We start from the raw sequence: 19,626 nt of genomic DNA, 5'->3' as shown, positions 1-19,626 counted from the left end.
AATGACTACTTATTTTTTTGCGAGATTGAGAGGTTGTAGCGATACTGTCCTTGGGATAGTTCGCCCACATATAGCGAGTATTTTCCTGGCTGCCAGTAACCAGAAAGTTCTGCCTTATCTCCAGAGTAGCTATCTGCCATTACACAAAAGCGCCCTCCAGGACCGTTAATCAACAGCGTTGGCTTCCCTTGACTCTCTACTGTTAATCGCAAATAAGGCAGTGACTCTGTAACCTGGATAACTTGATTAGGTTCAGTGGTGATATTGCCACAATTACTTTTGACAGTTCCCCCAGACTTTCCCTTCAAAACCACTGGATCTGGTTGGAAATTCCGATTAATTTGGGTTGTTGGTGTCTGTGCCAAATTAGCCTCAGTGAAAACCAAACTCATCGCCAAAGCAGTGGGAACAATTGCAAGTAGCCTAAGCGTCTTCATTTTAATTAATGCTCCAGATTTTTTTAGAGCAATATTGTTATACAGTCTGATTTATATAGACGACAGCAATCCGTCTTGGTTCCAAAATGTGCCGTATAAAGCAATACCATTTGTTTAAGGATTGTTTGTGAGGGTTTGATGGGTGTATGTAAAGACATTGCATTGCAACGTCTCTACAATTGATGTCTGGAAAGCAGCAAGAAAAAAACATAATTTTTCCCTGTGCAGAAAGTTCTTGCACTCACAGACATTAGCTAAAATCACTAAGACAACCACCAAAAATAGAATTTGGTTGGTCTATTGTTGAATAAGTATGCTACCTCATGTAGAAAAGATTAATGAATTCTCAACCAGAAGAAGACTTACAGCGTCGCCTCGATCGGCTAGAGGCAGAGATTAATTCCCCACCTGGGGTGGTTCCACAACCACAAAAACAAACACCTCAGTCTGTTTTTGCCAACTTGAACTTGCAACTGGAGCGATTTCAGATTTGGTTCAACAGCTTATCTGGGGTAAAAAAGCTGGTAGTTTCGGGTGTGACGGTGCTAGTAGGCTTGGTGATGCTGCAAACAGTGTTTAAACTGGTTGCATCTGTAATCACTCTGGCACTTTTGGCAGTGTTAGTGTATGTTGGATACAAATTTTTTGTGTCTGGTAGCTTTCAACGTAAGCAATAAGTTGATATGCATTTACTTGGCACTCTGCCCGGAGTTATGAGAGTCAGGAGCCAGAATATAAAAGGCTCCTGACTTCTGACTCCTAAATCCTATTTCAATATGCTTTTGTTTTTGCTGATTAGCTGAGTTTATTTTAATTGTGCCGATCGCGGCGTAGAAATAATATCAAAGGGAATTATCCGATGACGTCACCAATTGTCAAAAGAACTAGTAATCAATCTGGTCAATCAAAAAAACCGGAAAAAGCTAAGTCACTGTTGCTAGCAAGTAGGCGTTTTGCTGCTTGGGCGGCTGAAATCACACTAGTAGTTGCCAGTGGGTTGATTCCCTTTGGCGTTGGTGTTTATGCCAATTCTAGAAGCGATGTGAACCGAGTGCCCCTTAACCCCGTGCTAGTAGTAACAGAAAGAGCGATCGCTAGACCCCTCGCTCTACCTGTGAGCTATGGCATCGTTAACGTCGCATGGCCAACTAATATTTTGTGGACAATTGCCCTGTTAGCGCCTGTAACTCTCTCGTGGTGGCAATTGTATTTACTAGCTAAGACTGGTAGCACAATTCCGAAACGTTGGTTAAAAGTGCGGGTTGTCAACGAGCAAGGGAAGCCGCCCGGATTGGGAGCAGTTGTGATTAGAGAAGGCGTTGGGCGTTGGACTGTACCCATTTCCATCGCTTATCTACTGTGGCGCTACAGCTTTGCTTTTCCCAATTTAGGATTATTCACATTTTTGTCTTTGTTAATGATTGTGGGTGAAGGGATCGGCTTACCATCGCGCCGAGGGCGTCGCGCATTCCACGATCAACTTGCAGGCACTTATACAATAGATGCACTATTAACTAGCAGCAGACAAGCTCAGTCTGCTGGCGGTAATTATGAACCAGAAGAATGGCAAGAGGGAAATGAAGAATTAGCGGCAGATCAAAGCAACCATTCACCTAATCTGTGGCGGCGAATACAGCAAAATCCTAATCTGACTTTGTTTGGGGTAGGGCTGACGAGTATGACTGCTGTGTTGGCAACTTTAATTGGCACTCAAGTTTATATCCAAGTTCAACAATCTCAGCGAGCAACTAACCAAATCAACAGCCAACAGTTCCTCGAACTTGTCAAACAATTGAGTCCCAACTCTGGGGCGACTAATGAGCAACGTCAAAGTGCAATTTTGGCTATAGGTGGTCTTAATGATCCACAGTCCATTAAATTTCTGGCGGATTTATTGGTTAGCGAAACCAACCCCAGCCTTCTGGATACGATTCAACAAGCCTTGACAACTGTCGGACCCCAAGCCATCCCGGAACTAAAAAATAAGAATCAGTTTTTGGTGGGTGAACTGGAATCTGTGGGTAGCACTGCAAGCCAAGAGCGAGAATTACGGCAAGGGCAGTTACAAAGAAACCAGAGGACGATCAACAAGATTCTCTCTGTTTACAGTGGTAAAGTCAACGGCGTTGACCTTAGTAGCACCCAATTAGGACAAAGCGGTACTCCCGGAAGTTCATTCTTCAACTTGGTACTAGACAACGTTGATTTATCAGGAGTTAAGTTAAAATCTGCAAATCTTAACCAAGCTAGTTTGAAAGGTAGCCGCTTCCGAAGTCCAGGTGAAGATGGACGCTGGGATACTTACGACGATGTAATGGCTGATTTAAGCCAAGCTCAGTTGCAGCAAGCCAATCTGACTGATGCTAACCTCAGTCGCGTCTTGATGAACCGTACCGATTTGAGCCGCGCTACTCTCAACAGAGCCAACTTATCCAACGCACGTCTATATGACGCTAAACTCAATAGCACCCAACTAGTAGGAGCCGATCTGCGAAACGCAGTTTTGGAAAGAGCCAGTTTGACTGGAGCCGATTTAGGCGATGCTAAATTGAACGAAGCCAATTTGTACGCGGCGCGTCTAGGACGCGTCAGTGCGATCGGAACGCAATTATCCTTTGCGAACTTAACTAATACTGATTGGCAAGGGGCAGATTTATCAGGAGCCTATTTGGATCATGCTAATCTCAGCAATGCTAACCTCAGTGCTACTCGTCTAGCTGGTGCTGTTTTGCGTTCCGCCCAAATGGAAAACGTTAACTTGCAAAATGCCGACCTGAGTCAGGCAGATTTACGAGGGGCAAATGTGGCTGGAGCAGATTTTAAGGGGACAATTCTCGCTCCTGGCAAACAAGATCCAGCAGATCAATTTGTCAAAACCCCAGATTTAGGCTCAGTATCTGCCGTAGTCCAAGGCGTTGATTTTTCTCAAGCCAAAAATCTAGATGCCAAGCAATTAGCATACATTTGTACTCAAGGAGGTATTCATTCCCGTTGCCCGTAGAATGGGGAGGGGCAGGGAGATGAGGGAGAAATCAATTCAAAATTCAAAATTCAAAATTAAAGAATTTTAGGACTTATGCAAAATATCTCTCAAACTCTGATTTCTCTGTGTCGCGCCAGTTGCTTCTCCCAGGGGGAGACGCTACGCGAACAAGTCTCTTAACCGCAAGGGCGCACTGGCAACTCTATTGCCTCTGCGGTAGCCTGCGGCAAGCCGTTCGCGTAGCGTCTCGTAGAGAAGCGTCTACGTTATTCCATAAATAACTCTTGCGTAAGTCCGAAATTTATTTCTGCCTCCTGCCTCCTCTTTCCCAATGACTAATGACTAATGACTAATGACTAATGACTAATGACTAAATGGTGTGAGGAGTCGATTATGAAGTATATTCCATATTTGGTTTCAGTGTTGGGGGCTGGGTTGGTCTTGAGTCTAGTGACTACGAAACCAGCACAAGCTCAAGTAGCTTATGGCAGTTATATCGGTATAGGTCCGGCTGTTGGGATTACCGATGGTATCCAGTTGGGGGGGGTGATAGCGGGACGCTACAAGCTTCTGGAAGCGCCAATTTCACTCCGCGCTCAAGTGCTAATTGGTAGGAATACGGCAGTTGTGCCAACGGTTTCTTACGATTTACCTCTTAACTGGCAAGCTGATGCCTACCTGGGTGCTGGATTGGTGCTGGCTGGTGGTGGTGATTCTTCTCCTGTAGGGGACAAAATTAGTTTTGCTTTACAACCGGGCATTGATTATATGATCCCAAATAGCAATACTGTCCTTTTTGGCAACGCCATCATCGCTTTTGATGCCTACCGAGATAGCGGTGGTACAGCTATCTCTGTACAAGGTGGTGTTGGTTTGAGATTTTAATGGACTGGCAATGGACTGGCGACGCCGTAAGCGTTGCGTTAGCGAGTCCGCGTACCCTTACAGGGAAGCAAGCTACGCTTTTAGCGTCTCGTAGAGAGCGTCATAGCCCATCGTAGACATTGCTATCCCTAAGAAGCGTTAAACTTCATTGCAAATTAAGAAGTTAGTCCAAACAACGTGATAGTTTTTGGTCATAAAGAGAAACAGCACAGGATTAACACAGGAGAACACAGTGGCAATGGAATCAAATTTATTAACGGATGCGAGTGCAGATGAAGTGAATCAAGATTTCAGTGAATATGTTGCCAATCTGCAACTTCACATGACTCTGCAAGCTCGCAATCTTGTTCCAACCCTGAAACAAACACTGGTAGATAGTCGCCAGCAATTACTCCATCAAACCCAAGCCCACTTTGAAAAGCTAGTTTCTCGACAAGGGCTATAAATACATACAAACACATACAAACTTTAATCAAAATTCAAATAGAATAAGGGCAGATGTTGTTGGGTCAATGCCAATGGTGTTCTCACAAGGTCTGCTTTTCTGCTTTTTTAAGTATTAAGTTACTAGAATCACCCTTTTGGCACAATAGTAGAGAGCAGAAACTAGTTAAGATTATTGCAGCAGTTCCTTTTAAGAGCAGTTAGTTAAGGCTAAATGTCGGCTCGAATAAAAATGACTTCATTACTTCCCAGAAACCTCAGCGTTGTTATCCGACCAGTCCAATACCGGGATCTGGACGGCATTGAGCGCATAACTCAAGAGTCATTCGCAGCCCTAACTCCCAAGGGAGCAGGTTTTGCCATCAGCCAGATGCTCATGCTGCGTCGCTGGTATGGATTGCTCAAATTTTTGAGTTGGTTTCCTAACCCGCTCCAGTATCGCCTCTGTGCTTATGTTGCAGAACAAGGGCGGATACTTCTAGGAATGATTCAAGTGTCACCCTTTAACCGGACACGCAGTACTTGGCGAATTGATCAAGTGTTACTAGAGCGTGGTGTCGATAAACAAGGAATTGGTTCGCAACTTTTGCGTCATTGCTTTGAATCGATGTTGGAAGCTCGCACTTGGTTACTGGAAGTTAACATCAATGACATTGAGGCGCTGGCATTATATCGACAAAATGGATTTCAGCGTCTGGCAGAAATGACATACTGGGAAATTGGGCCAGAATTACTGGCTGAATTGGCACAAGCAGAGCCAGATTTGCCCAACCTCTTGCCAGTGAGTAATGCTGATGCCCAATTGCTATATCAATTAGATACGGCATCGATGCCACCTTTGGTACGTCAGGTTTTTGACCGCAATACCCGCGACTTTAAAACCAGTTTGTTCGGCGCTTTAACTGATGCAGTGAAGCAATGGCTGACCAAAATGGAAGTAATCAGTGGTTACGTGTTTGAACCCCAACGCAAAGCGGCGATCGGCTATTTTCAGGTGCAACTTGATCGGAATGGTGAAGTTCCTCATGCTGCAACGCTGACGGTTCATCCTGCTTACACCTGGCTATATCCAGAATTGTTATCTCAGCTGGCTCGGATTGCCCAAGATTTTCCCCAACAAGGGTTACAACTAGCTTCCTCAGACTATCAGGCAGAACGAGAAGAGTATTTGGAGCGAATTGGGGCGAAACGTATAGAACATACATTAGTTATGTCTCGCTCTGTGTGGCACAAGCTACGGGAGTCTAAATTTGTTTCCTTAGAAGGAATCCAGTGGACTGATATGTTGCAAGGTTTACAACCGACACGTAAACCTATACCAGGTGGGATGTCATGGATACAACCAGGAAAGCTGCCATCGTCAGATAAACCACTGCCTAGCAAGTCAGAACCGATTAACTTTTCGGGAAAAAACCCTAGTATTGAAGCATCGCCGATTTCTGAATCAGCAGATGCACAGCAGGAGAATTAGTGTGATATCCCAGGGGCAACCAAAACCGTTTATTTCAGCGTTGGGACTAGATTTTGGTCGCAAGCGCATTGGCGTGGCCGGGTGCGATCGCACGGGTTTAATTGCCACGGGAATCACCACAATTGAGCGCACATCTTTTGAGCAGGATGTCGAGCAAATCCGCCAAATAGTCAATGAACGTGAGGTGCAACTTCTAGTTATGGGTTTACCTTATTCAATGGATGGCTCACTAGGATTTCAGGCACGTCAAGTTCAGAAATTTACTAAAAGACTTTCTAGGGCGCTAAATCTGCCTGTGGAATATATGGATGAGCGATTAACTTCATTTCAAGCAGAGCAACTGCTGATAGCTGAGAACCGCTCCCCGTCACGCCATAAAGGTTTGATTGATCGCAAGGCAGCCGCTTTGATTTTGCAACAATGGCTGGATGTGAAGCGTGCCAGTTCCCGCAGTTCAGTTGCGGCTATTGAATATTGATACCTTTCAACATGATATTCTAAAAACGATTAGCCAGCAGTTGCATCTACGTGTAAAGCTATTTGGTTGACATAATATGTCATTAATCTAGTTAAGCGATTTTCCCAGTTGCTGGTATTTATTAAATTTCTACATTTCGGCTATGTTTTCCTCTCCATTTCCTGAAGAAAATGATAACGCTCATGCGGGTTCCATCACTTTAACCGATGACAAAGGGCGATCGCTCGACTGTTACGTAGAGCATCGCCTTGAGGTTGATGAGCAAGAATACGTTTTACTTCTTCCTGTAGACTCACCTGTAGAAATTTTTTCTTGGGAAGGTGACGGTGAGGAAGAAGAAGCAGTTCTGGTAGAAGATGACGCCATCATTGAGCAAATTTTTGCTAATGCCCAAGCTGTACTATCTGAGCAGAACCTAATATTGAAGAACACAGCTTATGCTTTGACTGTTGAAGGTGATTTACCGCCAGTTGATGAATCAGAACTCTTCACCTTAGAAATCGAAGATGAAGAGGCAGATTTAGAGCCTGAGCAATTACAGTTACTCGCTAGCTTCTATGATGAAGATCAGGAGTATGCAATTTATACACCCCTCGATCCCCTGTTGTTTTTTGCCCGAATAGCGAAAACAGGTGAAGCGGAATTACTTTCTCCAGAGGAGTTTCGTGAAGTGCAACCTCTGTTAGAAGAACATCTTTTTAATGAAGTTGAATAAAATTCAAAATTCAAAATGTTATATTTTCATTTTGAATTTTTTAATGTAATCGCAATCTACTTAAACCTTCTTCCATGTCCCATTAAATGTGGAAATAATCAAACATTGACACTAAATTGGGACTATTAGTATTGTTTAAGATTCTGGAAAAAAGACTTTGGTAAGGATTTTCAATCTAAAATTCCAAAATCGGTATAAGGTGCTGAAAATGGCTTATAGCGACTTTACATTAAGTAAATTTAAAAAGTCATTCAGCATCCGCATTGATGAAGAAACTGATTTATGCGCCGACATAGAACCTTTACAGGCAAGTGAGAAACTCAAAAATTCTTTAGAAGAAACTACAGAACTGGCTTTAGCAATTAATACTGAAAAAGCTCGTTCCGAAATGATTATCACTCCGATATTGTTGGAAGTAAGACGCAGGGCTAATTATCCAATTAGTTTATTTTCGGGAACAGATTTTAATGTAGATCCAGAAAATGGTCTGAATGGATACTGTGACTTTATCATCAGTCGTTCTAAAGAGCAACTAACAATTAATGTGCCTGTGGTGGTTATTATTGAAGCCAAGAATGAAAATATTAAAGGTGGATTAGGTCAATGTGCGGCCGCAATGTTGGCAGCACAATTGTTTAATAAACAAGAAGGAAATGAAATCAGAAAAATTTACGGCGCGGTAACAACGGGTGATATTTGGAAGTTTTTGAAGTTAGAAGAAAACGATGTATTTATTGATTTGAGTAATTATTACATCAAAGATATAGATAATATTTTAGGGATTTTATCTCAAAGTGTTCAGGGAGATATGCCAGGATGGAGTTCGACTAACTAAACTATATTGGGTTATGCTCATTTGTCTAGAGCTACTTAAATTTGACTGTTGACTATGACCTGGAACAATCTTTTACAGCCTGACTTGATTTTAGAGGGTTCAGTATTGAAGCTAACACCAGATATTATCCAACAATACGGGCTGAAGGGGCTGGTATTGGATGTAGATGAAACTTTGGTACCCTTTACAGTGGGGATGGCTTCCCCAGAACTACGAGAGTGGGTGGAGCAAATTCGCACCTGTACTGCACTGTGCTTGGTGAGTAACAACCTGAGTGAAGCACGAATTGGTGGAATTGCGCGATCGCTCAATCTACCTTACTATTTGGGTGCAGCCAAGCCTTCCCGCCGCAAAATTAGGGCAGCAGTGAGGACAATGGACCTACCAGTGCATCAAGTGGGGATGGTAGGCGATCGCTTGTTTACCGATGTCATCGCAGGTAATCGCCTGGGAATGTTTACCATTTTAGTCGAACCGATTGTTCATGGCGATGCAGCTCTGCGCTCTCATCCCGTCCGCAACTTTGAAGTTTGGATATCTGAAATTCTGGGAGCCTCTATTACCCCTAAGAAAAGGAAGATTCACAAAAGTTGAGAAATCGTCAGGAAAGTAAATCTAAAGAAATAATTAAGGAATCTGAATGTGATTCAAAAATCGGGGATCATAAGTATTAATAACATGGGGTCAGCCAAAAAAGACCCTAACTCATACTAAGTAAATATACCCCGTAAAGCGTCAACCTTCACTATAGAGGGATTGGCGCTTTATAATTTTGGATTTTAGATTTTGGATTTTGGATTGAATCTAATGTGGGTAGATTTAAAGCCTAAAAGCTTGTTTCCATTGGCTTTAGTCTGTTTATCTGGCGCGTGCTTTAGGGTAGGGGTCTAAAAAACTTATGCAAGATGTCTAATCTGAAATCTAAAATCTAAAATCTAAAATCTAAAATTGAAAGATGTCATTAACAATTGTTGTCAAAATCGGCACTTCTAGCCTAACTCAACCAGAAACGGGACAATTAGCACTTTCTACCATCGCTACTTTAGCGGAGACACTCTGCCATTTAAGACACCAAGGACATCGGGTAATTTTGGTTTCCTCTGGTGCTGTGGGGGTAGGTTGTGCGCGGTTGGGTTTAACTGAACGTCCTAAAGCGATCGCACTGAAACAGGCTGTAGCAGCAGTTGGACAAGGCAGGTTAATTCGGATATATGATGATTTATTTACTACTCTGCAACAGGCGATCGCTCAAGTATTACTGACACGCAGTGACTTAGTACAGCGCAGCCGCTATCTCAACGCCTACAACACCTTTCAAGAACTACTGGGACTGGGAGTGATCCCCATAGTCAATGAAAATGATACCGTAGCAATAGACGAACTAAAATTTGGTGATAATGACACCCTTTCGGCATTGGTTGCCAGCTTAGTAGAAGCAGATTGGCTATTTTTGCTCACCGATGTTGATAGGTTGTACTCAGCCGATCCGCGTTCTGTACCAGATGCGCGACCGATCGCTTTAGTTAGTAGCATTAAAGAATTGGCAGAATTACAGATACAAACAAGTTCCCAAGGTTCCCAGTGGGGTACTGGTGGTATGGCAACAAAAATTTCGGCTGCAAGGATTGCGATCGCGGCGGGAGTGCGTACCGTAATTACCCAAGGGCGATTTCCCCGGAATATCGAGAAAATTATCCAAGGTGAACTGATTGGGACGCATTTTGAACCCCAACCGGAACCAACTTCGGCGCGGAAACGTTGGATAGCTTACGGACTTTTACCTGCGGGAAAATTGTATTTAGATGAAGGTGCGATCGCGGCAATTTCTCTAGCGGGAAAATCCTTATTAGCTGCTGGAATTAAAGTAGTAGAAGGAGAATTTGATACACAAGAAGCAGTGCAATTGTGTGACAGCAACGGTAACGAAATTGCTAGAGGACTTGTCAATTACAACAGCAATGAACTGCAAAAGATTCGTGGGTGTCATTCACGAGAAATTTCTACAATTTTAGGTTATGTCGGTGCAGAAACCGTGATTCACCGGGATAATTTGGTTTTGACTTAAAATGGAAATTAGATAATTTTTTTGAGTACTAACTAAGAGAGTAAAAAATATTATGACTCAAACGTTAGAAAATGCTGTTAACTTACCAGAAGAACAACGCTTCTTTCGACATGGGTTAAGTTGGGAACAGTTTAAAGCGATTCAAGCTAGCTTTGAAAATGTACCAGGAGTGCGGCTGTTTTATTGTGATGGAGTCTTAGAAATAGTGACTATTGGTAAGCCTCATGAGGCGATTAAGTGTTTAATCGCTGCACTTCTGATTACTTATTTTGAAGTCAAGGGTATTGAATTTTTCCCCAGTGGGAGTTTTAGCCAGATTGTTCCCAAGATAGTAGAATATCAAGCTGACTTATCTTATTGCTTTGGAACCGACAAACCTATACCAGACCTCTGTATTGAAGTAGTGATTACTAGCGGTAGTCCCATCAAGCTACAGAAGTACAAATTGATGCAAGTCCCGGAAGTTTGGTTTTGGGAAGATGGCACAATTGAAGTCTACTGCTTACGAGAACAAGAATATGAGAAAGTTGTTAAAAGTGAGCTATTAGCAGAATTAGATTTATCTCTACTCAATCGTTGTGTTTTGTTATCATCTCCGTTGCAAGCAATTAGGGAGTTTCGTAAAAATATTCAACAGTAATAGTAGGTTTAAACGCAATAATATGGGATATTAGTGTTGTAATTTGTGGGGCAAAAAATGGGAAAAAATTTGTTAACGTTCATATATTTTGCTCCTGCCAATAGCAATCGGCAATTGATGAAATTTTACCCTAGTGTTGAACTGAAACGCCACAGGAGCGCCGTTAGTATCGACCCGAAACACAATCGTACCGCAACCTATTCCAGTACTATCCGGTGAGCGCGTGTCATCATTATGGCGAATAGCACTTGAATCATAAACCGTTACGCTAACCGTGCCATTGGAGTTCATCACAGGTTTTGCCGCCACAAACATGACGTGTCCTGTATCCGCGTGTTCAGTAATCGGTTCCATTGCCCAGGCGATAATGTCACCAGGCATTGCATCCATGAGTTGGTTGATTGCCTTCCATTCCCGTACCGAAGTAGAGTGTTGTTGCAATTGATGAAAGTATTCGTAGTATTTAAAGGCACGCGGCCTAGGCTGTTTCGGTTCCTTGGGAATCAGCGCCAGATATTCAGGTGCAATCTGATTCAACACATAACCTACAAATCCAGAACAATCTAGATCGTAAACTCCATTGATTTTATCAACGAAGGTTTTGTGGGTATAGTGGGTCTCCCGCATCGTGTTCAAGATGTGTTTTGCTGCGATCGCTAATGGACTAACATAAATCTTCTCATTATGGTTAGGGCGTTTTTCTACAGAAGATGATATAGCATCACTACTGGTAAATTTGATATTGCCTTCAACAAAACTTTTTAATGGCTGTTGAACCGCTCGGCTTAAGACACCAGATATGCTTAAAACGAGTACGCTGAGTGTAACTACTCTCAATGTCAGGAGCGTAAATTGGTTAAATGTCATAATTCACCAGATGATGAACTGTAAAAAATACTATTATTCCTGTCTAATTTAGGCGTAGGTTGGGTTGAGGAAGGAAACCCAACACCCAAAAACCTCGGTATTGTTGGGTTTCACTCCGTTCCACCCAACCTACATTTATTTTTCTTTCCCCAAAGTGATAGAAGAGGGTTAACGATTAATCCAACGGCTCACTGCTGGCAATTGTGGAGAGAACCATAGCGCACCTAAGATATTTAGACTGCCACAGACAATCAAGGCATTAGTCGCACCAAAATTATCTGCCAAAGTTCCAGCTAACAGATTTCCAAAGGGCATCATACCCACCATTGCTAGGGCATAAAAACTCATCACCCGTCCGCGCTTATCTTCGGCAACTAGGGTTTGGATAATCATATTACTACTGGTAATCAGCAGGATGGAAAAGCAGCCTGTAAACACCAGTATGATTATGGATAATCCAACTTGACGCGATAGTGAGAAGGAAATCAGACTTATCCCAATCAAGACTTGAGCGACTACAATCAAACGCTCTAAGCCCGCAATCCCTCGCCTAATACTAAGATACAAACAAGCAAACAACGAGCCAATCGGCGCTGAGGTACTCAGGTGAGCCATCGTAGTTGCATCCCCATTTAAAATCTTAGCCGCGAAGATGGGCATGAGCGCGACATGAGACATCCCGACTAAACCTTGTAAGGCCAGTACTAATAAAATTGCTCTAATGGGCTGGAATTTGGAGACATATTCAAAGCCCTCTCGCAATTTCTGCAAAGTATCGCTAAGGCTCGTAAGGGTTTGCATGGATCTGACTTTCAGCCGCATCGCTAGCAGGGTAAAGATGGCAGGGATATAGCTGAGAGTATCGTAAAGAAAACAATATTTCACCCCTAGCGTCGCAATCAAAATCCCGCCCATAGCGGGCCCCAATACCAGCGAGGAACTTAACATCACTGAATTCAAGGCAATCGCATTGCCCCAATCAGTGCGATCGTCTACGGTTTCGGTGACGATTGTATGACGCACGGGCATATCTAATCCCTTGAGCAAACCATTGAGAACACTCAGTACCAATAGGATGGGAAACGTCATCCAATTCCTAAAGGTAAGAATCGTTAATGCCAGGGAAACGCTAATTCCCAATATCTGCACTAGCATTAACAAATCACGACGACTCCAGCGATCGGACAATACGCCCGAAAAGGGAATCACTAATAAGGTAGGTAAAAATTGTACAAAGCCTGCAACTCCCAACAACCAAGCCGATTTAGTTAAATCGTATACCAGCCAAGGAATAGTTAATTGCTGGGTCATAAATGTCCCAGACATTGATAGTAACTGTCCACCAAAAAACAGGCGAAAATTACGCCAGCGAAAGGCGGGTAAATGCTGGTAAATGATATTACTTACGCGATCGCCTAGTTGTCTGTTCCAAATTTTCATCAGGGCAGTTCTATTATGTTCTACTGAATCTTAGATTAACTAATATTTAGTTTTACTAATAATTATCGGATAATTGCGTAGTTTACCGCCCCAGGTCTTACCCTGAGCCTGTCGAAGGGCATCGCGTCTGGTTTTGTAGCAAGGTTGCTGATTCCAAGATTAAGCCTTATTTCTAAGGGCATCTGGTGTAATCGCTGCATACTGCTGGGCAGTTAAGGTTGCTCCTTTAACATCGACTTGTTTTGGCACAACTTTTAGTTCATACAGAAGATCCGCAACCTTTTGTTGAGCGCTAATTACTTCCTCAGTAATTGATTTCATGTCATATTTTCTTCTCGTCAGCGTCAACTCCATAGTATCGACATCAGTCTTGACCTTCGGTGCGAGGATTTCGGCAGCAGCCCGCCTGTTTTTGTTTGCCCACTGCCCAACTTCGTAGTACTCTGACAAAATTGCTTTCAAGAGTTCAGCATTATTAATTGCAAAATCTCGTGAGGCTAGGTAATAACCTCCTGGGGTCTTAATTCCTTGCGCGTCTCGTAAGACTCGGATAGTGCCTTCCCGTTGCAGCTTGATCAGACTAGGATCACCTTCTACAAAGGCATCAACCGTCTTGTTCAAAAACGCTGCTCTTCCATCTGCAATGGTTAAATTCACTGATTCAATATCACTGATTTTTAGCCCGATCTCTTCAAACGCTTTCACCACAAAAAAGGTCTGAGCCGTCCCTCTAGAATAAGCAACTTTTTTACCTTTAAGACCTGCCAATGTTTGGATTGGAGAATCCTTTAGGACAACAATTGCTGAACCTTCTCCAGTACCTGGCGGGGTATTAACTACATAAATCAGATTAGTACCAGCTGCCTGAGCAAAAATGGGTGGCGTTTCGCCAGCAGGCCCAAGGTCAATGCTACCCACATTTAAGGCTTCCAAAAGCGGAGGTCCAGACACAAATTGAGACCAAGTAACACCTATTCCTTGAGGAGCCAACCGTTTTTCGATCGTGCCTTTTTCGTGGGTTAGATCCCCAGCAACTTGGTAGCCAAGTCGAACGAGCTTGGTACTGGCTTTATTATTACTAGTGGCATTAGTACTGAAGTTTGTACTGCCGTTGTTTGTTCCACAACTGACTAAGGCAGTAAAAGACGCTAACCCATAAAAAGTGTAAAGTAAATCACGCCTGGATATTGAGTACTTTCCAATTTGCCTTCTGACCATAGCTTTCTACCTCATTTTGACGCTGATACGATGGGAGCAAAATCTCTGTAAGCTGACCGAGTTTACTAAAAAAGAAGATGAGGAAAGATGAGTGAAAATGAGTATTGGTTAGCTTATTGGGTGCTGTTAATTAACCCCCTATGCTCTCTAAAGTTGAGAAGAAAAGGGGGAGTAAAGTTTTGTATTGGAAAGAATTCACAACCGAATGGCACTAAGAAAAGCCCAAAGGCTTGTCTCACCGTCAGTCAATTGTTGATTTTTGAAGATCAGGATGTGGCGATCGCGCCATGCCTGCTTGAGTTGTAGAATTACTTCTGGTTGTGCTGCAAGACTGGCGTCAACACCAGTAACAACTGCTCCTAAAGCTGCTCCAGTAGGCGTAATCTCAATCCGTGTTGCAGTAAATGTCATAAAAATTTCTCCTTGCACTTTGTAGCTTACGAAAGCACTGGTTGTGCTTCTTTAGACTCAGCTTTCTGCTTAAAGATGGTTGGTACTTCTGAACTGAACGCCTCACCTTGAACCACTTCTGAGCGGAAACCATCAAGTCCAACTGGAACATCGCCAGTAATGGTGGTGCGATACAGCAGACGCTCAACATCCAAATGATCTAAATCTTGAGGAGCTAAATGCACAGTGGCGCGGTTATCCCAGAAGGCGATATCGCCGTTGTTCCAACGGAAACGGGTGGTATAAGCGGGCTTGGTGATTTGGTTGAAGAACAACTCAAGCAGCAGCTTGCTTTCTTGTGGTGACACGTCAACAATGTGCGAGACAAAGCCAGGGTTAACGAACAACGCCCGCTCACCAGTCTCAGGATGAACCCTGACTACTGGGTGAATTGAGACTAGTGGATTAACGGCGATGCGCTCGGCAAACTTATTGTTGCGGGGTTGATACCCACCGCCATTGAAGCGATGTTCAGCCTTCAATGTGTCTGCTAGCGATCGCAGAGGTGCTGATAGACCCTCATAAGCTGCAACTAAATTACTCCACTGAGTGTCACCACCAAAGCTAGGGACATTAACTGCACGTAAAATTGACGCTGCTGGCGGGTTGATCGCTGCTGTTACGTCTGTGTGCCAGGGGCCTCCAGTGCGAAAACCGTACTGCTTCTCATAGAGGCTACGATCTACGGGTTTGATCTGTGGAAATCCCGGAACTGGTTCTGGCTCTCCCAGTGGATGCGCGAAAGTCACTTCGCCAAAACGAGATGTGAATTCAACCTGGGCAGCATGATCGATGTTCTGTCCACGAAAGAACACGACTTTCCACTTCAATAGTGCTTTCCGAATTTCTTTGACTTGATCATCATTCAGAGGACGGGAAAGGTCTACGTTACCGATTTCGGCACCGATGAAACCAGCTACTTGTTTGACTTCAATATGTTTGTAGCCCATGTAGATTCTCCAGAGTTTGATTTAGATGGTGGTGTTCGCACTCGTCCGTTTCTTTAAGAATTTTGCTATTAAGTGCGAGCAAAATTCTCAAGGAAGCGATCATCGCTGCCAGTATCATACACTAATCCGATCAACTTGCAGTAGTATAAACTTACCATATTTTTAGATTGCTGGAATAACGAGAAGTTTATAGCGCCTCATCTGTGAAAGTGCGATCGCCATATCCTTCTTTTGCTTATTGATGCAGTGCGTGCCGTCAACATATATACATAGCGGTCTAAGTCTAGTCCTGCCAATCGATTTTTGTCATGGTGGAATGGCACTAAAAAAAGCCCAAAGGCTTGTGTCACCTCGTTCCCAGCCTGGAGGATGGGAATGTATTCTGAATGGGCTGCTGCCTCTCGTCAAGCTACTGGAGGCGGCAGCCCCCCAGAATGGGTTCCCAGCCTCCAGGCTGGAAACCAGTCAGAGCAAGGGCTGTATCTTTTCTTAGCGCCATTCGGTCATGGTGATATAATGACATTCCACCCTACTGGCTAATGGTGTGACAACAAAGAAGGCAGTTGGTACATAGAGTAAAAGACACGCGCCCCAGATGCCTCAAGTAGAGCAGCCTCACTTTGCTCGGTGTAACCTAAAACTCTCATCCCAGCAGCAACACCTGCACTTACACCCAAAACGCTATCTTCTACAACCGTACAGGATGCAGCTTGAATTCCCATATTTTTAGCGGCATATAAGAATAAGTCAGGTGCTGGCTTCCAACTTCCAATTTGATATGAGCTAAAGATACGTCCTTCAAATCGAGGCAGTAGGTTAGTTACACGTAAAGCTAACTTAATTTTTTCCGGTGGACCACTGGAAGCAACGCAAATAGGTAGATTAATCTTGTCTAAAGCTGCTTCTATTCCTTCTACAGGACGTAGTTCACGCTCGAATGCTTCAGCAGTGCGGGTACGAAGCTGAGTTACAAAATCTGGCGACATCTTTTTCCCAAGTTTTTGCTCAATGACAGCAACACAATCAGCCATTTTGCAACCTTTAAATAACAAAATGGCTTCTTCAAGTTTCATTGCCAGCCCAAACTCAGCGACAAATTCCACAAGAACGCGATTGCCTAATCCTTCGCTATCTACTAATACTCCATCACAATCAAAAATAACTAATTCTGTTTGCACTTATATGCTCCACACCTCACTCATTTATTGTCATAGAAGCGATCGCCACACCGCCCCACAATGGCGCATCATCCCCCAGCACCGCCGGCACAATTGCAAAATCAACCTCCGGTAAAGCCGTTTCCCGCGCCACCTGACGCACCACCCGCCAAAAATCCTCCCCTGCTTTGGTTACACCGCCTCCCAACACAAAGCGCTGCGGATTCATCAAATTCGCCACATTGCCAATACCCACACCCAGCGCCCAAGCAGCCTTATGCAAAACTTCCTTAGCCAAATCATCACCACCAGCCGCCGCCTCACTTACCAACTGCCCCGTCAGCAAAGTTAAATCATCCCCCACCAAACCCCTCAAAACCTCTCCATCTCTGAGTCCTCCGCGCCTCTGCGGTTCGTTCTCCAAAATTTCTCTAACATTTTGCACCATATAAGGCCCAGAAGCCAAACGTTCCACACATCCCCGCTTACCACACAAACAAACTGGCCCAGCAGGATCTACAACAATATGTCCAATTTCGCCAGCCATTCCACCAGCACCCCGCCAAGGCTGGCCGTTGAGTATCCAACCACCACCCACGCCAGTGCTGACAGTAATATAAAACAGGCTATCGTATCCTTGTCCCGCACCAAAACGGTGTTCACCCAAAGCAGCAACATTGGCATCATTGTCTACACCAACAGGAACGCCAAACTCCTCCTCCAACAAGGCTTTGAGAGGAATATTTTCCCATCCAGCGACATGATGAGATAGTCGCACCGTCCCCGTGTCAGCGTCAACTGGGCCGCCAAAGCTGACACCGATCGCAGCAGGTTTTGTACCTTCCAGCAGAGAGTAAATTAGCGATCGCATTATTTCCAAGTCAGTACTAGCATCTGCATTTACTGGCGAGAGACGACGTTCATAACGCAACCACTTTCTCGAACCAACATTTACCAATGCTGCTGCTAGCTTAGTTCCGCCAAAATCGAGAGCTAAAATTAATGTCATGGTTTTTAACCTTTCCAATAAATGCGATCGCACATTTTCTGGCACTCGAGCAATAATAGATTGCTATAGCGTTTCTCAATCTAGTGAGGTACATCTTAAGCCCCCTCTCGAAGAGCGGGGAGGGGGTTGGGGGTGGGGTTCTTGTACCTCACTCAACCGAGAACCGCTATATACGAAAGTGCTTTTGTCAGATTAAATAAAGCTCTTAATGGGCGGTCAGAACAGATTTAGTACAGATTAATAATAAATTATGGCAGGATATGCGTTAGTTAGCTGCATCAAAAATCTGTTGCGCGGTTAAATTTAATTGAGGAAAGGTAGGTGATGAAATTGCAGTGTTGCCTTGAAACGGCGTCATTTGATATTCACCATCAACTAATTCGCAGACAAAAATAGTAGGTTGCTTAGGATTGCCAATCAACTTTCTTGCGCCCAATGCAGCATAATCAGCAATCCAATATTCAGGAATGCCCATTTCTTCATAATCCCTAAATTTATTGTAATAATCATCTCGCCAGTTAGTTGAAACAACTTCAATAACTATTGGAACTGATGCAGCTTGGCTTACTGTTGACTGTTTTTGAAAAAGCGGTTCATTGTCGAGATTATTAAGATTTAGCAGCAAAACATCAGGCGAATAAGCGGATTCGGCAGTAGGAGTTTTGACTAATGCGGTTTTGGGAATTCCGTACGGTAAATTAAGACGATCAAACTCCACGGTTAATTTTCGCGACAAAAACGCAACAACTTTTTCATGCGATCCTGTTGGGGGCGGCATTTCAATAATTACTCCCTTGTGCAATTCATAGCGTTTACCATCGTTAGGATACCATTCGCTAAATTCATTGAAGGTGAGTAATTTGGGCAAGGCTTGGGTCATAATCTTACCTCCACATCTGTTTCACTTTATCAAAATATTCACAATTTCCGTTGAAATAATTCAGTTTTGCATGGAAGTAGAAATATGCGATCGCCACAGCTAGATATTTAGTAAGTGCGCCTTTACTAGCAACAATTTGTCACAATTGCCAAGTTTTATCTATTAAATTGAAACTATCAATGCTTGTTCTAGTAAGCTATCTCCACGATGAAATCCCTGTTCACCGTGATTTAAGGGACTTCCAAGAAATAAATTATCCCAATTAACGTAGACGCAAAGCGGCTTGCCGCAGGCTACCGCAGAGGCGCAGAGGACACAGAGGAATAAGGATTTGAGAGATTTTTACGTTAGGTGGTTGAGTGTTTTTTATTTGGAAGTCCCTAAGCAACATCCTAGAGACAACAAACTTTAAAGAAGTCATAAAGATTCTTAAATACTTGCATTTCTTATTGACTTCAGTTAGAGTCAAAGCAGATGCCTATCATCAAACCCTGACATGAGCTTCAGGAAGTTAGATTAGGTAAAACGCTAAATACCAAATTTGTTAATGTTGATTTTAGTGACGCTGATAACAATTAGTCACTAGTTTTCATTATTAACTTATCGCACATCAAGTACGGGGCTGTAAAGCATTTGCCCCCAATTTAATTGTTTTTATTTTCTCATCTAATTGAGAATTATTTGCAATATGGATAGATCGAT

The 19,626-nt window shown here is 43.4% G+C and carries 21 protein-coding genes; 12 read left to right on the top strand and 9 right to left on the bottom strand.

The genetic code is table 11. From position 1 onward, the window contains the following. Positions 1 to 5 precede the first annotated feature (5 nt). A complete protein-coding gene (locus V7K97_RS01255; protein ID WP_334798889.1) occupies positions 6 to 437 on the bottom strand; it encodes a hypothetical protein in 432 nt (143 codons plus the stop codon). Positions 438 to 775: 338 nt separating this feature from the next. On the opposite strand from V7K97_RS01255, the gene V7K97_RS01250 reads away from it, so the two are divergent. From V7K97_RS01250 to V7K97_RS01200, 11 genes are all read left to right on the top strand, one after another. Next, positions 776 to 1,114 (top strand): hypothetical protein, encoded by a 339-nt coding sequence (locus V7K97_RS01250; protein ID WP_334798888.1) that lies wholly within the window; start codon positions 776 to 778, stop codon positions 1,112 to 1,114. A 182-nt stretch (positions 1,115 to 1,296) separates the two neighbouring features. Beyond that, complete coding sequence (locus V7K97_RS01245) at positions 1,297 to 3,438, top strand: pentapeptide repeat-containing protein (RefSeq protein ID WP_334798887.1); 2,142 nt, start codon at positions 1,297 to 1,299, stop codon at positions 3,436 to 3,438. Between the two features lie 375 nt (positions 3,439 to 3,813). Next, complete coding sequence (locus V7K97_RS01240) at positions 3,814 to 4,305, top strand: hypothetical protein (protein WP_334798925.1); 492 nt, start codon at positions 3,814 to 3,816, stop codon at positions 4,303 to 4,305. 238 nt (positions 4,306 to 4,543) lie between these two features. After that, positions 4,544 to 4,750 carry a hypothetical protein gene (locus tag V7K97_RS01235; protein WP_334798886.1) on the top strand — a complete coding sequence of 69 codons (207 nt, stop codon included), beginning with the start codon at positions 4,544 to 4,546 and terminating at the stop codon, positions 4,748 to 4,750. A gap of 213 nt (positions 4,751 to 4,963) precedes the next feature. Then, on the top strand, positions 4,964 to 6,220 hold the full coding sequence (locus tag V7K97_RS01230; RefSeq protein ID WP_334798885.1) for a GNAT family N-acetyltransferase: 1,257 nt from the start codon (positions 4,964 to 4,966) through the stop codon (positions 6,218 to 6,220). Next, positions 6,201 to 6,698 (top strand): Holliday junction resolvase RuvX, encoded by a 498-nt coding sequence (ruvX, locus tag V7K97_RS01225; protein ID WP_335151591.1) that lies wholly within the window; start codon positions 6,201 to 6,203, stop codon positions 6,696 to 6,698. Before V7K97_RS01230 ends, ruvX begins: the two co-directional genes overlap by 20 nt. A 142-nt stretch (positions 6,699 to 6,840) precedes the next feature. Then, complete coding sequence (locus V7K97_RS01220; protein WP_334798883.1) at positions 6,841 to 7,413, top strand: DUF3727 domain-containing protein; 573 nt, start codon at positions 6,841 to 6,843, stop codon at positions 7,411 to 7,413. A gap of 208 nt (positions 7,414 to 7,621) precedes the next feature. Continuing rightward, positions 7,622 to 8,248 carry a hypothetical protein gene (locus tag V7K97_RS01215; protein WP_334798882.1) on the top strand — a complete coding sequence of 209 codons (627 nt, stop codon included), beginning with the start codon at positions 7,622 to 7,624 and terminating at the stop codon, positions 8,246 to 8,248. A gap of 54 nt (positions 8,249 to 8,302) precedes the next feature. Further along, on the top strand, positions 8,303 to 8,842 hold the full coding sequence (locus V7K97_RS01210; RefSeq protein WP_334798881.1) for a YqeG family HAD IIIA-type phosphatase: 540 nt from the start codon (positions 8,303 to 8,305) through the stop codon (positions 8,840 to 8,842). Positions 8,843 to 9,203: 361 nt separating this feature from the next. After that, positions 9,204 to 10,313, top strand: coding sequence for a glutamate 5-kinase (proB, locus tag V7K97_RS01205; protein ID WP_334798880.1), 1,110 nt, complete (start codon positions 9,204 to 9,206; stop codon positions 10,311 to 10,313). Between the two features lie 52 nt (positions 10,314 to 10,365). Further along, positions 10,366 to 10,953 (top strand): Uma2 family endonuclease, encoded by a 588-nt coding sequence (locus V7K97_RS01200; RefSeq protein ID WP_334798879.1) that lies wholly within the window; start codon positions 10,366 to 10,368, stop codon positions 10,951 to 10,953. Positions 10,954 to 11,025: 72 nt separating this feature from the next. Here the strand turns inward: V7K97_RS01200 and V7K97_RS01195 are convergent, their stop codons facing one another. From V7K97_RS01195 to V7K97_RS01175, 5 genes are all read right to left on the bottom strand, one after another. After that, the gene (locus V7K97_RS01195; RefSeq protein WP_334798878.1) at positions 11,026 to 11,820 is read right to left on the bottom strand and encodes a hypothetical protein; all 795 of its coding nucleotides are present in this window, start codon (positions 11,818 to 11,820) and stop codon (positions 11,026 to 11,028) included. A gap of 168 nt (positions 11,821 to 11,988) precedes the next feature. After that, the gene (locus V7K97_RS01190; protein ID WP_334798877.1) at positions 11,989 to 13,260 is read right to left on the bottom strand and encodes an MFS transporter; all 1,272 of its coding nucleotides are present in this window, start codon (positions 13,258 to 13,260) and stop codon (positions 11,989 to 11,991) included. A gap of 159 nt (positions 13,261 to 13,419) precedes the next feature. Beyond that, the gene (locus V7K97_RS01185; RefSeq protein WP_334798876.1) at positions 13,420 to 14,478 is read right to left on the bottom strand and encodes an aliphatic sulfonate ABC transporter substrate-binding protein; all 1,059 of its coding nucleotides are present in this window, start codon (positions 14,476 to 14,478) and stop codon (positions 13,420 to 13,422) included. Between the two features lie 195 nt (positions 14,479 to 14,673). Beyond that, positions 14,674 to 14,889 (bottom strand): hypothetical protein, encoded by a 216-nt coding sequence (locus V7K97_RS01180; protein WP_334798875.1) that lies wholly within the window; start codon positions 14,887 to 14,889, stop codon positions 14,674 to 14,676. 26 nt (positions 14,890 to 14,915) lie between these two features. Further along, a complete protein-coding gene (locus V7K97_RS01175) occupies positions 14,916 to 15,878 on the bottom strand; it encodes a TauD/TfdA dioxygenase family protein (protein ID WP_334798874.1) in 963 nt (320 codons plus the stop codon). Between the two features lie 375 nt (positions 15,879 to 16,253). Here V7K97_RS01175 and V7K97_RS01170 point away from each other — a divergent pair, with 375 nt between their 5' ends. Further along, the gene (locus V7K97_RS01170; RefSeq protein WP_334798873.1) at positions 16,254 to 16,418 is read left to right on the top strand and encodes a hypothetical protein; all 165 of its coding nucleotides are present in this window, start codon (positions 16,254 to 16,256) and stop codon (positions 16,416 to 16,418) included. Here the strand turns inward: V7K97_RS01170 and V7K97_RS01165 are convergent. From V7K97_RS01165 to V7K97_RS01155, 3 genes are all read right to left on the bottom strand, one after another. After that, entirely contained in the window at positions 16,415 to 17,056 is a 642-nt protein-coding gene (locus tag V7K97_RS01165; RefSeq protein ID WP_334798872.1) for an HAD family hydrolase, read from the bottom strand. The genes V7K97_RS01170 and V7K97_RS01165 overlap by 4 nt on opposite strands. Before the next feature lie 16 nt (positions 17,057 to 17,072). After that, positions 17,073 to 18,044: an ROK family protein gene (locus tag V7K97_RS01160; protein WP_334798871.1), complete on the bottom strand. Its 972-nt coding sequence runs from the start codon at positions 18,042 to 18,044 to the stop codon at positions 17,073 to 17,075. Between the two features lie 265 nt (positions 18,045 to 18,309). Continuing rightward, positions 18,310 to 18,924 carry a Uma2 family endonuclease gene (locus V7K97_RS01155; protein WP_334798870.1) on the bottom strand — a complete coding sequence of 205 codons (615 nt, stop codon included), beginning with the start codon at positions 18,922 to 18,924 and terminating at the stop codon, positions 18,310 to 18,312. Between the last annotated feature and the right edge of the window lie 702 nt (positions 18,925 to 19,626).

This window comes from Nostoc sp. (assembly GCF_036917815.1).
Taxonomy (GTDB): domain Bacteria; phylum Cyanobacteriota; class Cyanobacteriia; order Cyanobacteriales; family Nostocaceae; genus Nostoc.
This window is presented reverse-complemented; position numbering and strand designations above follow the sequence as displayed.

What these genes read in the sequence shown, in the direction of transcription:
- V7K97_RS01255 (WP_334798889.1), bottom strand. Translation starts at nt 437, where the DNA reads ATGAAGACGCTTAGGCTACTTGCAATTGTTCCCACTGCTTTGGCGATG.
- V7K97_RS01250 (WP_334798888.1), top strand. Translation starts at nt 776, where the DNA reads ATGAATTCTCAACCAGAAGAAGACTTACAGCGTCGCCTCGATCGGCTA.
- V7K97_RS01245 (WP_334798887.1), top strand. Translation starts at nt 1,297, where the DNA reads ATGACGTCACCAATTGTCAAAAGAACTAGTAATCAATCTGGTCAATCA.
- V7K97_RS01240 (WP_334798925.1), top strand. Translation starts at nt 3,814, where the DNA reads ATGAAGTATATTCCATATTTGGTTTCAGTGTTGGGGGCTGGGTTGGTC.
- V7K97_RS01235 (WP_334798886.1), top strand. Translation starts at nt 4,544, where the DNA reads ATGGAATCAAATTTATTAACGGATGCGAGTGCAGATGAAGTGAATCAA.
- V7K97_RS01230 (WP_334798885.1), top strand. Translation starts at nt 4,964, where the DNA reads ATGTCGGCTCGAATAAAAATGACTTCATTACTTCCCAGAAACCTCAGC.
- ruvX (WP_335151591.1), top strand. Translation starts at nt 6,201, where the DNA reads ATGCACAGCAGGAGAATTAGTGTGATATCCCAGGGGCAACCAAAACCG.
- V7K97_RS01220 (WP_334798883.1), top strand. Translation starts at nt 6,841, where the DNA reads ATGTTTTCCTCTCCATTTCCTGAAGAAAATGATAACGCTCATGCGGGT.
- V7K97_RS01215 (WP_334798882.1), top strand. Translation starts at nt 7,622, where the DNA reads ATGGCTTATAGCGACTTTACATTAAGTAAATTTAAAAAGTCATTCAGC.
- V7K97_RS01210 (WP_334798881.1), top strand. Translation starts at nt 8,303, where the DNA reads ATGACCTGGAACAATCTTTTACAGCCTGACTTGATTTTAGAGGGTTCA.
- proB (WP_334798880.1), top strand. Translation starts at nt 9,204, where the DNA reads ATGTCATTAACAATTGTTGTCAAAATCGGCACTTCTAGCCTAACTCAA.
- V7K97_RS01200 (WP_334798879.1), top strand. Translation starts at nt 10,366, where the DNA reads ATGACTCAAACGTTAGAAAATGCTGTTAACTTACCAGAAGAACAACGC.
- V7K97_RS01195 (WP_334798878.1), bottom strand. Translation starts at nt 11,820, where the DNA reads ATGACATTTAACCAATTTACGCTCCTGACATTGAGAGTAGTTACACTC.
- V7K97_RS01190 (WP_334798877.1), bottom strand. Translation starts at nt 13,260, where the DNA reads ATGAAAATTTGGAACAGACAACTAGGCGATCGCGTAAGTAATATCATT.
- V7K97_RS01185 (WP_334798876.1), bottom strand. Translation starts at nt 14,478, where the DNA reads ATGGTCAGAAGGCAAATTGGAAAGTACTCAATATCCAGGCGTGATTTA.
- V7K97_RS01180 (WP_334798875.1), bottom strand. Translation starts at nt 14,889, where the DNA reads ATGACATTTACTGCAACACGGATTGAGATTACGCCTACTGGAGCAGCT.
- V7K97_RS01175 (WP_334798874.1), bottom strand. Translation starts at nt 15,878, where the DNA reads ATGGGCTACAAACATATTGAAGTCAAACAAGTAGCTGGTTTCATCGGT.
- V7K97_RS01170 (WP_334798873.1), top strand. Translation starts at nt 16,254, where the DNA reads ATGTATTCTGAATGGGCTGCTGCCTCTCGTCAAGCTACTGGAGGCGGC.
- V7K97_RS01160 (WP_334798871.1), bottom strand. Translation starts at nt 18,044, where the DNA reads ATGACATTAATTTTAGCTCTCGATTTTGGCGGAACTAAGCTAGCAGCA.
- V7K97_RS01155 (WP_334798870.1), bottom strand. Translation starts at nt 18,924, where the DNA reads ATGACCCAAGCCTTGCCCAAATTACTCACCTTCAATGAATTTAGCGAA.